This window comes from Brevundimonas sp., from assembly GCF_036400995.1.
Lineage (GTDB): Bacteria > Pseudomonadota > Alphaproteobacteria > Caulobacterales > Caulobacteraceae > Brevundimonas.
Genome location: NZ_DASWWG010000026.1, coordinates 21,429 through 34,040, shown reverse-complemented (window position 1 = coordinate 34,040; position 12,612 = coordinate 21,429). Strand labels below are relative to the sequence as shown.

Here is a 12,612-nt window from a genome sequence, read left to right as displayed (position 1 = left end):
CACACGCTGATCGAGGCCATCCTGCTGGTGGTGCTGGTCGTGGTCGTCTTCCTGCAGACCTGGCGGGCGGCGATCATTCCCATCGTGGCCATCCCCGTGGCGCTGGTGGCGACCTTCGCGGTCCAGCTGATGCTGGGCTATTCGATCAACTCGCTGAGCCTGTTCGCCCTGGTGCTGGCCGTCGGCATCGTCGTCGATGACGCCATCGTCGTGGTCGAGAACGTCGAGCGTTACCTGAGACAGGGGCTGACGCCCAAGGAGGCCGCCTATCGATCGATGCAGGAGGTTTCGGGAGCCCTGATCGCCATCGGCCTGGTGCTGGTGTCGGTGTTCATCCCGACCATGTTCGTGCCGGGCATTCCGGGCATCTTCTACCGCGAGTTCGCCATCGTCATCACCACGGCCTCGGTCGTGTCGCTGCTGGTGTCGCTGACGCTGTCGCCGGCCATGGCCGCGCTGCTGCTGAAGCCGCACAAGGAGCATGACCACAAGCGCAAGCCGGGCCTGCTGGGCAGCGCCGCCTACTACGGCGGCTACGCCGGCCGGAAGTTCAACGAGGGCTTCGACTGGCTGTCCGACAAGTACGGCCGCCTGACCGCCCGCCTGGTGCGGACCGTCGGCATCGTGCTGGTGATCTACGTCGCGCTGCTGGGCCTGACCGCCTGGCGCCTGACAGACACCCCGTCGGGCTTCATTCCGGAGCAGGACCAGGGCTTCCTGATCGGCGTCGTGCAACTGCCGCCGGGCGCCTCTCTGGAACGCACCGAAGCCGTGATGAAGCGCGCCTCGGACATCATCAAGTCGACCGAGGGCGTCGAGGGCATGGTCGCCTTCGCCGGTCTGGACGGCACCAGCTTCTCGTTCGGCTCCAACGCGGCGACCATCTTCGTCCGCCTGGACGCCTTCGAGGAGCGCAAGACGGCCGAACAGAGCGCGGCCGCCCTGGCCGGGGCCATCACCGGCGCCACCATGGGCATCGAGGACGCGCAGATCTTCGTCATCGCCCCGCCCGCGGTTCAGGGTCTGGGCAACGGCAACGGCTTCCAGATGATGGTGCAGGACACCTCCGGCGCGGGCTATCGCGCGCTGGAAGGCGCCACCTTCGCCATGATGGGCGCCGCCGCCCAGGCGCCGGATCAGGTGCAGCAGGTCTTCTCGACCTACAACACCGGCTCGCCGCGCATCGCCGCCGACGTCGACCGCGACAAGGCGCTGATGATGGGCGTGCAGCCCGCCGACGTGTTCAACACGCTGGGGGTCTATCTGGGCTCGTCCTACGTCAATGACTTCAACTTCCTGGGCCGCACCTTCCGGGTGACCGCGCAGGCGGAGCCGACGTCGCGTGACGACATGGCGGACATCGCCAACCTGAAGACCCGCTCCGCCTCGGGCGCCATGGTGCCGATCGGCTCGGTGGCCACCCTGCGTGAGGACTCCGGTCCGTCTCGGATCGTTCGCTACAACCTGTTCCCCGCGGCCGAGCTGCAGGGTCAGGCGGCGGCGGGCGTGTCGTCCGGTCAAGCCATCGCCCACATGGAGCAGCTGGCCGAGGCCACCCTGCCCCCGGGCTTCTCGTACGAGTGGACCGGCCTGGCCCTGCAGGAGAAGCAGGCCTCGGGCGGGGCGACGGTGATCTTCGCCATGGCGGTGGTCTTCGTCTTCCTGGTGCTGGCGGCCCAGTACGAGGCCTTCACCCTGCCGATGGCGGTCGTGCTCATCGTTCCGATGTGCATCCTGGCGGCCATCCTGGGCGTGAACCTGCGCGGCCTGGACAACAACATCCTGGTCCAGATCGGACTGGTGGTGCTGATCGCCCTGGCGGCGAAGAACGCGATCCTGATCGTGGAATTCGCCAAGCAGGCCGAGGACGAAGGGCTCAACCGCTGGGACGCCGCCGTGCGCGCCGCCCAGACCCGTCTGCGCCCGATCCTGATGACCTCGTTCGCCTTCATCTTCGGCGTCGTGCCGCTGATGCTGGCCACGGGTCCGGGCGCGGAGATGCGTCAGTCGCTGGGCACCGCCGTCTTCTCCGGCATGCTGGGCGTGACCTTCTTCGGTCTGATCTTCACGCCGGTCTTCTACGTCGTCATGCGCTGGGTGGCCTCCAAGCTGCCGGGCGCGCCGAAGAAGGCCCAGGACAACCCCACCCTTCCCCCGCACGACGCGGACACCGCGACCGTCCGCTCGGGAGACGCCTGATGACCATCCAACCCTCTCTCCGGTTCCTGACCGCAACCGCCGGGGCCAGCCTTCTGCTGGCGTCGTGCGCGGTCGGGCCGAAGGCGCCTGACGCTACCCTTCCCCCCTCAGCGTCGGGCGCCTTCATCGGGACCGCCTCTCCGGCGGTCTCGACCTCTTCGGCTCGTGACGACTGGTGGCGGCTGTACAACGACCCGGTCCTCGACGGCCTGGTCGGTGAAGCCCTCGCCAACAACAACGAGCTTGAGGCCGCCGCCGCCAACCTGCGTCGCGTTCGCGCGGCGCTGGGCGAGGCGCGCGTCGGCCGCTTCCCGACGACCACGACCTCGGCCGGCTACACCACCAGCCGCCCCTCGGCCGCGACCCTGACCCCGGGCACCCTGCCCCCGGGTGAGAACGCGCCCGACGTGGACACCTACACGGCCGGTCTGGACGTCTCGTACGAGGTCGACCTGTTCGGCCGCGTCGAGTCGACCATCCGCGCCGCCCGCGCGGACGCCGCCGCCGCCGAGGCCGCCCTGGACATCGTCCGGGTCACGGTCGCGGCGGAGACGGCCCGGGCCTATGCCGACGCCTGCTCGGCCAACGCCTCGATCGCGGTGGCCGAACGGACGCTGGAGCTGCAGACCCGCACCGTCGAACTGACCCAGCGCCTGCTGGACGCCGGTTCGGGCAACGGGCTGGACGTGGCCCGCGCCCGCTCGACCCTGGAGACCACCCGTGCGGCCATCGCGCCGCTGCGGGCCCAGCGCGAAGGCGCCGTCTTCCGTCTGGCCACCCTGACCGGGCGCACCCCGGCGGAGTCCAGCGAAGCGGCCCGCGCCTGCCAGGCCCCACCGCAGCTGTCGCAGCCGATCCCGGTCGGCGACGGCGCCGCCCTGCTGGCCCGTCGTCCCGACGTCCGTCAGGCCGAGCGCAACCTGGCCGCCGCCGCGGCGCGGGTGAATGTGGCCACCGCGGACCTGTTCCCGCGCATCACCCTGGGCGGTTCCGCCGGCGCCACGGCGCTGGACGCGGACGGCCTGGCCGACAGCGAGAATTTCCGCTTCTCGGTCGGCCCGCTGATCAGCTGGTCGTTCCCCAACGTCTTCGCCGCCCGCGCGCGGATCGAACAGGCCTCGGCCGGTTCGGACGCCGCCCTGGCGACGTTCGACCAGACGGTGCTGGTGGCGCTGCAGGAGACCGAGACCGCCCTGACCAACTACGCCAACGAGCTGGACCGTCGCACGGCCCTGCGCGAGGCGCGGGACGAGGCGGCGCGCGCGGTTCGCCTGACGCAGCTGCGGTTCGACGCCGGGGCGGACAGCCTGTTCAACCTGATCGACGCCCAGCGCACCCTGGCCGCCGCCGACGCCCAGCTTGCCGCCTCGAACGCCCAGGTCACCACCTACCAGATCGCCCTGTTCAAGGCGCTGGCGGGCGGATGGGTCAACGAGGGCTAAGGCCTTCGGCCCAAGGCTGAAATGACGAAGGGGAGGCTGGAAACAGCCTCCCCTTTTTCGTGGGCGGTGTCAGGAGTGGTCTGGCTCAGCCGAAGCGTTCCAGAGCGGCCCTTGCGTCGCGCTCCACTTCCGCTTGCGAGTCGTAGAAGCCCGACCAATGCGTCGGCGACCATGTTGGGTCGACCGCCGGGTTCTCCGGGTACGGATGGTACCAGCGCCATTCAACATATCGCCAGAGGGTGTGATCCCCCTGCTCGACAGAAATCGCCCGCAGTCCATCGGAATTCGTGAGCCAGCTGTGTTCGCGATACTCGGTCATCGTCCAACCGTGCACCGGTCAAGCTCTTGAGTCACGCCCGCTTGGCCTTAACCGCCGCCGCCTCCTCGCGCGGGAGCACGTGGCGGAAGTGGGTGACCGCCACCGGCCAGGTTTCCAGCAGCTTGCGGGCGAGCGGCGAACCGGTCTCCAGCGCGTGGCGGGCGACGAGATCGTGCAGGCGTTGCCCGGCCTCGCCCATGACCACGCCGGTGATCACCGAGGCGTCACTCAGACGAAGATGGGCCGTGCCCTCCGGGTCGTGGATGAAGGCCTCGCCGCCGCTCATGCCGGCGCCGAAATTCCAGCCGGTCGAGCCCAGAACAACGACGGCGCCGCCGGTCATGTATTCGCAGCCGTGGGCGCCGACGCCCTCGACCACCGCCGTGGCGCCCGAGTTGCGGACGGCGAAACGCTCGCCCGCCGCCCCCGCCGCGAACAGCGTGCCGCTGGTCGCGCCGTACAGGCAGGTGTTGCCGATGACCGCCGCGCCCGCTTGCCATGAGGGCGGACGGACGATGATCTCGGCGCCCGACAGGCCCTTGCCGACATAGTCGTTGGCCTCGCCGTCGAGGATGATCCGCAGCCCCTTCATGCCCCAGGCGGCGAGCGACTGACCGCCGGCGCCGCGCAGGTTCAGGGTCAGGTGGCCGTCCGGCAGGTCCGAGCCATAGGTCCGCACGATGTGCGACGACAGGCGCGTGCCGATCGAGCGCTGGGTGTTGGCGACCGAATAGGTCAGCTGCATCTTCTCGCGCCGGGCCAGGAAGGGCTCGGCGTCCAGCACGATGCGGGCGTCCAGCGCGTCGGGCACCGCGTTGCGCGGGGCGTCGGCGGGCTGGCGCGCATCGCCCTCGCCCACCCGCACCAGCAGGGGGTTCAGGTCCAGGTCGTCCAGATGCTCGCCGCCGCGCGAAATCTGCTTCAGCAGGTCGGTGCGGCCCACGGCCTCGTCCAGCGAGCGCAGGCCGAGCGAGGCCAGGACCTCGCGCGTCTCCTCGGCGATGAAGCTGAACAGGTTGACTACCTTGTCCGCCGTTCCGGTGAACATGGCGCGCAGCCGTTCGTCCTGCACGCAGACGCCGACCGGGCAGGTGTTGGAGTGGCACTGGCGGACCATCAGGCAGCCGACGGCGATCAGGCTGGCGGTGCCGATGCCATATTCCTCGGCGCCCAGCATGGCGGCGACGACGACGTCGCGACCGGTCTTGATGCCGCCATCGGTGCGCAGGCGGACGTGACCGCGCAGGCCGTTCAGGCTGAGCACCTGATGGGCCTCGGACAGGCCCAGCTCCCACGGCATGCCCGCGTGCTTGATCGAGCCCATGGCCGAGGCGCCGGTGCCGCCGTTGTGCCCCGCGACCAGGATGATGTCTGCCTTGGCCTTGGCGACGCCCGCGGCCACCGCCCCGATGCCGGACGAGGCCACCAGCTTCACCGTCACCCGGGCGACCGGATTGATCTGCTTCAGGTCGTAGATGAGCTGGGCCAGATCCTCGATCGAATAGATGTCGTGGTGCGGCGGCGGCGAGATCAGGCCCACGCCCGGCGTCGAGTGACGCATGCGGGCGATGAACTCGGTGACCTTGAAGCCGGGCAGCTGGCCGCCCTCGCCGGGCTTGGCGCCCTGGGCCACCTTGATCTCGATCTCGCGGCACTGGTTCAGGTACTCGGCGGTGACGCCGAAGCGGCCCGAGGCGATCTGCTTGACCGCGCTGTTCGGATTGTCGCCGTTCGGGCGCGGGTGATAGCGCTCCGGGTCCTCGCCGCCCTCGCCCGAGACCGAGCGGGCGCCGATGCGGTTCATGGCGATGTTCAGCGTCTCGTGGGCTTCCGGCGACAGGGCGCCCAGCGACATGCCGGGGGTGACGAAGCGCTTGCGGATTTCGTTGACGCTCTCGACCTCCTCCAGCGGGATCGGCAGGGCCTCGCGGAAGTCCAGCAGGTCGCGCAGGGCCACGGCGGGCAGTTCACGCGCCCGGCGGCTGTAGGCCTTGAACCGCTTGTAGTCGCCGCGCGTGGTGGCGTCCTGCAGGCGGTGGATCATCTCGGCGTCCCAGGCGTGGGTCTCCTCGCCCGCGCGGATGCGATGGGCGCCGCCGATGCGCAGGCGCGCGCGGTCGGCCGAGAAGCCGCGCGCGGCCTTGGCCACCGACTGTTCCTCGATACCCGCCAGACCGACGCCAGAGATGCGCGAGGTCATGCCGGGGAAGAACTCGGCGACCAGCGCGCGCGACAGGCCCAGGGCCTCGAACTCGCAGGCGCCGCGATAGGCCGAGATGACCGAGATGCCCTTCTTGGCGAGGATCTTCATCAGGCCCGCCTCGACCGCCGCCCGATGGTTCAGGCAGGCGTCGCGCAGGGACAGGCCGGGATAGCGGCCGCTGTCCAGACGCTCGAGGAAGGTCTCCTGCGCCAGCCAGGCGTTCACCGCCGTGGCCCCGACGCCGACCAGAACCGCGAAGGCGTGGGCGTCGATGGCTTCGGCCGAGCGGACGACCAGCGAGCAGTAGGTACGCAGACCGGCGTCGATCAGACGGCCGTGCACCGCCGCCGTGGCCAGGATCATCGGGATCAGCGGACGATCCTCGCCCGCCCGTTCGTCGGTCAGGACGATCAGGCCCGCGCCGCCCTTCGCCGCCGCGACGGCTTCATCGCGGATGCGATCCAGCGCCGCGCTCAGGGCCTCGCCTTCGCGCTCGCCGTCAGCCGGCGCGGGGAAGGTGCAGTCGATGACCGTGGTCGCCCCGGCGCCGACGACGCTCAGCATCCGCTCGTACATGCCGGTCGTCAGCACCGGGCTGTCCAGCACGAAGACCCGCGTCTGGGTCTCGTCCTGGGCCAGGATGTTGCCGAGGTTCTTGAACCGGGTCCGGAGGCTCATCGCCCCCGCCTCGCGCAGGGAGTCGATGGGCGGGTTGGTGACCTGGGCGAAGGCCTGACGGAAGTAGTGGGCGAAGGGTCGCGACTGTTCGGACAGGACGGCGGGCGGGGTGTCGTCGCCCATGGAGCCGACCGCCTCCTTGCCGTCCCCGGCCATGGGGTCGAGCAGGGATTCGATGTCTTCCTGGGTCCAGCCGACCGCGGCCTGGAAGCGGGTCAGGGCCTCGCCCTCCAGCTTGCGCGGCTCCTCGCCGGGACCGACCAGCGGCTCCAGCTCGACCATGTTGGACAGCCATTCGCGGTACGGATGCTTGGCCGCCAGCCGGTCGATGGTCTGGGTCTCGTCGTAGAGCCGGCCGGCCTCCAGATCGATGGAGATCATCCGGCCGCCGTTGATGTGCAGACGGCGGGCGATGCGCTCGTCCGACACGCCGGTCATGCCCGCTTCCGAGCCGCAGATCAGCAGGCCGTCGACGGTCTCGGCGGCGCGCAGGGGACGCAGGCCGTTGCGGTCCTTGCCCGCCACGACCCAGCGACCGTCGGTGGCGCAGATCGCCGCCGGACCGTCCCACGGCTCCATGACCGAGTTGCAGTAGGCGTAGAGGGCGCGGTGATCGTCGGAGATGACGCCCTCGATCGGCGCCTCCGGGATCAGCAGGGCCTTGACCATGGGCGCGGGACGCCCGGCGCGGACCAGCACCTCGAAGACGTTGTCCAGCGCGGCGGAGTCCGAGCCGCCCGGCTGGATCACCGGCTTCACCGTCTCGTCATCTGCGCCGAAGGCCTCGGCGGTCATGCGGATCTCGTGGCTGCGCATCCAGTTGGCGTTGCCGCGCAGGGTATTGATCTCGCCGTTGTGGGCCAGCATCCGGAACGGCTGGGCCAGACGCCACTCGGGGAAGGTGTTGGTCGAATAGCGCTGGTGGAACAGGGCGACGTTGGCCTCGACCAGCGGATTGGCCAGGTCGGGATAGAAGTCGGCCAGCGCCTCGGCCAGCATCATCCCCTTGTAGATCACCGACCGCGCCGACAGGGAGCAGACGTAGAAATGCTGCAGCCCCGCCGCCGTGGCGCGGGCCTCGATCCGGCGGCGCAGCAGGTACAGGGCGCGCTCCAGATCCTCGCCTTCCAGCCCCTCGGGCGGAGCCAGCATGATCTGCTCGATCTCGGGACGGGTGGCGGCGGCGCGCTGGCCCAGCACCTCGGCGCGGTGCGGCACCTGACGCCAGCCGTACAGCCAGAAGCCGGCGGCCAGCGCCTCGCGCTCGACGATGGTGCGGGCCTGCTCCTGCGCGCCCAGATCGACGCGCGGCAGGAAGATCATGCCGACAGCGATGGGGCCAGGACGCGGCTCATGCCCGGCGTCGCGAACCTGGGCCTCGAAGAAGGCGCGGGGCAGGCCGATCAGGATGCCCGCGCCGTCGCCCGACTTGCCGTCGGCGTCCACGGCGCCCCGGTGCCAGATGGCGGACAGGGCCTTGAGCGCCAGATCAACCACCTCGCGGCGCGGCCGGCCGTCGATGGCGGCGACCAGACCGACGCCGCAGGCGTCCCGCTCGGACGCCGGGTCATAGGCGTGGGCGTCGATCAGCGCCTGCCGATCAGCTTCGTACTTCGTCAGGTCAAAGGTCACGCCGCAGCCCTCCGTTGCGAGGACAGCCACGCATCAATTTCACTTGCCGCATCCTGACCGTCGCGGACGGCCCAGACCACCAGCGAGGCGCCGCGCACGATGTCGCCGGCGGCGAAGACGCCCTCCAGCGTGGTGGCCTTGGTGTGGCCCGCGGTGCGGATGGTGCGCCAGTCGGTGAGCGCCAGATCGGGCTCGACGAACAGGGTCGGCATGTCTTCCGGTTCGAAGCCCAGCGCCTCGATGACCAGATCGGCGGCGACGTCGAACTCGCCGCCCGGGACCGGCTCGACCGACCAGCGGCCGTCGGCGGACTGGGCCGCCAGCGCCATGCGCTGGGCGCGCACGCCGGTGACGCCCGAGGCGCCGCCCAGCACGGCGCGGGGCGCGGCCAGCCATTCGAAGACCACGCCCTCCTCCTCGGCGTTGGCGGTCTCGCGGGCGCTGCCGGGCATGTTGTCCCGGTCGCGGCGGTACAGGCAGGTGACCGAGGTCGCGCCCTGACGGATGGCCGTGCGCAGGCAGTCCATGGCGGTGTCGCCGCCGCCGATGACCACGACCTTCTTGCCCTCGGCGTTCAGCGCGCCGCCGTCGAAGGCTGGCACGGCGTCGCCGAAGCTCTTGCGATTGGAGGCGATCAGATAGTCCAGCGCGGCGACCACCCCGTCCGAGCCGCAGCCCGGGGCGGTCAGGCGGCGGGCCTGATAGACGCCGGTGGCGACCAGCACGGCGTCGTGGGCCGCGCGCACCTCGGCGAAGGGCAGGTTTCCGCCGACGTCGGCGCCGAGTTTGAACTCGACCCCGCCGTCAACCAGACGATCCACGCGACGGCCGACGACGTGCTTCTCCAGCTTGAAGCCGGGGATGCCGTAGGTCAGCAGGCCGCCCGCGCGATCATGGCGATCATAGACGGTGACGGCGTAGCCCGCGCTGCGCAGGCGGTCGGCGGCGGCGAGGCCCGCGGGACCGGCGCCGACGATGCCGACGGACTGGCCCTTCTCGGCGCGCGGACGGATCGGATCGACCCAGCCGTTCTCGAACGCCTGATCGCCCAGCCAGCGCTCGACCGAGCCGATGGTGACCGTCTCCCAGCCCGATTGCTCGAGCGTGCAGGCGCCTTCGCACAGGCGGTCCTGCGGGCAGATTCGGCCACAGATCTCCGGCATGGTCGAGGTCGCCTCGGACAGGCGCCAGGCCTCCTCCGCGCGGCCCTCGGCGGCGAGGCGGAGCCAGTCGGGAATATTGTTCTGCAGCGGGCAGGCCGACTGGCAGAAGGGCACGCCGCACTGGGCGCATCGGCTAGCCTGTCCCTTGCCGGCTTCCGGTGCGAAGTCGGCGTAAATCTCAGCGTGGTTGTGAACGCGATCAGCCGCCGGCGCCTTGGACGGGCCGGTGCGGGGGACAACAACGAAAGTCTGGTTCACGGACGCCAAGGCAAGCCCTCTTCGCAACTGCACAAGTTGTAGGGGCTTTGATCAGGTCAGGCAATTTCTATGCGGTCCTTGCACGGAAACGCCACGCTCCAGAAAAGACAAACCGGCAAGACCCACCGAAGAGGCAAGGTCTTGCCGGCCATGGCCGGGCGGAAGGGGCGCCCGGATTCTGTCGCGGTGTCAGAAGGCGAACTTCAGCGTCGCCACCGCGCGGTCGTCGTAGAGCGGCGCATCCACGTCGGTGCCGTGGTAGCGGGCGTCGACCGAGATGTTGTCGGTGATGGCGTAGGCCACCCCGGCGTTCCAGGTCGTGTAGTCGTCGCTGACGTCCAGATACTGGTAGCCGAGCGCGCCGCTGACGGTCCATTTGGACGCCGGCGAGAAGCTGCCGTTGGCCTCGACGTAGGTTGCGTTGTCATCCGCGCCGAAGAAGTTCGGCGAGTAGTAGACGGCGCCGCCCAGGGTGACCGGGCCGAAGGCGCGCGACGCGGCGGCCTTGAACTCCACATAGTCATAGTCGTCGGCGAGATCCGGCGCATTGACGTACAGGTAGGCGATGGCCCCGAAGTCCAGGGCGAAGCCGCCGGCCTCGGTGCGGAAGCCGCCGTACAGGTCGACCTCGGCGTCGGTGTCGTCGCCGAAATCGACGTTCGACGCCCAGGCGCCGGCGTAGAAGCCCGACTCGAAGGTCAGGTCGACGCCGCCTTGCAGGGCGGGTTCCTCATCCGTCTGGCTGGCGCCGCGGAAGACGTAGTCGGAGGTCACCGCGACGTTCCAGGCCACGTCAGGCGCCTGGGCCTGGGCCGAGCCGGCGGCGGCGAGAAGAGCAGCCGCGGCGGCGGCGGAAGCGAAGGCGAGTTTCATGATCGTATCCCCATTATTCTCGATGTCGGCACGCGAACGCTTACTGGGCGGCCGGCGCGGGGAGAGGCTCCGCGCCGGCCGGGTACTCGGGATCAGACGGACTCCAGCGCCTCACCGTGCAGGTGGGTGTCCAGACCTTCTTCCTCCGCCTCGGCGCTGACGCGCAGGCCGGTGGTGAACTTGCAGATGATCAGGATCACCAGGGTGCCCACCGCGCTGTAGGCGATGGTCCAGCCCAGGCCGATCAGCTGGGTCATGACGTTGGCGCCTTCCGACAGGCTGTTGATCGCGGTCGAGGCGAACACGCCGGTCAGCAGGGCGCCGGCCAGACCACCCGCGCCGTGGATGCCGAAGGCGTCCAGCGAGTCGTCGTAGCGGAGCAGCTTCTTGATCCAGACCGAGGAGGCGTAGCAGACCGGACCGGCGATCAGGCCGATGATCACGGCGCCCTTCGGATCGACGAAGCCGGCGGCCGGGGTGATGGCGACCAGACCGGCGACGATGCCGGACAGCACGCCGATCAGCGACGCCTTCTTCTTCTCGATGACCTCGACGACCTTCCAGGTGATGGAGGCGGCGGCGGCGGCCAGGATGGTGTTGATCAGGGCCACGCCCGCCAGCGAGTTGGCGGCGCCCGCCGAACCGGCGTTGAAGCCGATCCAGCCGACCAGCAGCAGCGAGGCGCCGATCATGGTCAGGACGGGGTTGTGGGCCACGATCGGCTCCTTGCCGTAGCCCTTGCGGGCGCCGAGGAAGATCGCGCAGACCAGACCGGCCACGCCCGAGTTGACGTGCACGACCGCGCCGCCGGCGAAGTCCAGCACCCCGGCGCTGCCGAGGAAGCCGCCGCCCCAGACCCAGTGGGCGATCGGGGCGTAGACCAGCAGCGACCAGAGGGCCGTGAACAGCAGCAGGCCGGTGTACTTCAGGCGTTCGGCGAAGGCGCCGGTGACCAGGGCGGGCGTGATGATCGCGAAGGTCAGCTGGAACGACAGGAAGACGAATTCGGGAATGCCCGGCAGCAGGCTGTGCGCCGTCTCCATACCCACGCCGTTCAGGAACATGGCGTCGAAGCTGCCGATGAACTGGTTGACGGTGTCGGCCGGGTAGCCGCCGAGGCCGCCGGCCTTGCCGAAGGCGATCGAATAGCCGGCGATGAACCACACCAGGGTGGCCACGGCGAACACGCCGACCGACTGGGTGATGGTGGCGATGACGTTCTTGCGGCGGACCATGCCGCCGTAGAAGAGCGCCAGACCCGGCAGAGTCATCAGAAGGACGAGGGCCGTCGAAGTGGCCAGCCAGGCGGTGCCCGCGCTGTCCAGCTCCAGGGCCGCCTGGTGGCCCAGCAGGGCCGGTGCGGGTGCGGCGTTCGCCGCGGTCGCGATTGCTGTGGTCAGAAGGCCGAGCCCGAGAGCCAGGCTACTGCGAAGTCGAGTCATCTCAATCCCCCAAAAGGACACCGTTACGCATTAGCGAACTGTTTACCGCACCTGCGAAATCCGCAAGTGGGCGGAGGAAGATTCAAGAATTTTTGTTGCGTTGGTAGCGCACTCGACTCTCCCGTGCGCAAACATATTGCTGTTATGGTGGCAATACAGGTCAGCAGAACCCCAAGCAGCAGCCAAGCTTGCGAATTCGCACTCGCAATAAAATTGGGGGATTGACGACCCCGTTCGCCTTCGTCACCGTAAAGACACTCATCAAGACCGGCTGAGGGATAGGCCCTTTGACGCCGGGGCAACCTTCCAGTGATCCACCCGATCATTGGAGATGGTGCCAACTCCTGCGGGGCGTCTTCGGAAGCCGCGAGAGATGAGTGAAGCGAGCGGGCCCTCACGGGTC

7 protein-coding genes and 1 riboswitch are annotated in these 12,612 nt (G+C 69.5%); of the genes, 2 read left to right on the top strand and 5 right to left on the bottom strand.

The annotated features are described in order from the left end of the window. Both VGE03_RS03595 and VGE03_RS03590 read left to right on the top strand, forming a co-directional pair. Nucleotides 1-2,199: efflux RND transporter permease subunit (locus tag VGE03_RS03595; protein WP_331045104.1), on the top strand; the 2,199-nt coding region annotated here is incomplete at its 5' end. Then, the gene (locus VGE03_RS03590; RefSeq protein ID WP_331045103.1) at nt 2,199-3,641 is read left to right on the top strand and encodes a TolC family protein; all 1,443 of its coding nucleotides are present in this window, start codon (nt 2,199-2,201) and stop codon (nt 3,639-3,641) included. The genes VGE03_RS03595 and VGE03_RS03590, both read left to right, overlap by 1 nt. Before the next feature lie 85 nt (nt 3,642-3,726). Here the strand turns inward: VGE03_RS03590 and VGE03_RS03585 are convergent, their stop codons facing one another. The 5 genes from VGE03_RS03585 to VGE03_RS03565 all read right to left on the bottom strand — a co-directional run bounded on the left by VGE03_RS03585 (nt 3,727) and on the right by VGE03_RS03565 (nt 12,209). Next, nucleotides 3,727-3,960 carry a hypothetical protein gene (locus tag VGE03_RS03585; protein ID WP_331045102.1) on the bottom strand — a complete coding sequence of 78 codons (234 nt, stop codon included), beginning with the start codon at nt 3,958-3,960 and terminating at the stop codon, nt 3,727-3,729. 31 nt (nt 3,961-3,991) lie between these two features. After that, nucleotides 3,992-8,473, bottom strand: a complete 4,482-nt coding sequence (gene gltB / locus VGE03_RS03580; RefSeq protein WP_331045101.1) for a glutamate synthase large subunit — start codon at nt 8,471-8,473, stop codon at nt 3,992-3,994. Next, complete coding sequence (locus VGE03_RS03575; RefSeq protein WP_331045100.1) at nt 8,470-9,903, bottom strand: NAD(P)-dependent oxidoreductase; 1,434 nt, start codon at nt 9,901-9,903, stop codon at nt 8,470-8,472. Before VGE03_RS03575 ends, gltB begins: the two co-directional genes overlap by 4 nt. 180 nt (nt 9,904-10,083) lie before the next feature. Then, the gene (locus tag VGE03_RS03570; protein WP_331045099.1) at nt 10,084-10,767 is read right to left on the bottom strand and encodes a TorF family putative porin; all 684 of its coding nucleotides are present in this window, start codon (nt 10,765-10,767) and stop codon (nt 10,084-10,086) included. A gap of 92 nt (nt 10,768-10,859) precedes the next feature. Further along, a complete protein-coding gene (locus VGE03_RS03565; RefSeq protein WP_331045098.1) occupies nt 10,860-12,209 on the bottom strand; it encodes an ammonium transporter in 1,350 nt (449 codons plus the stop codon). A gap of 255 nt (nt 12,210-12,464) precedes the next feature. Next, nucleotides 12,465-12,589, top strand: a riboswitch (SAM riboswitch). Nucleotides 12,590-12,612 lie beyond the last annotated feature (23 nt).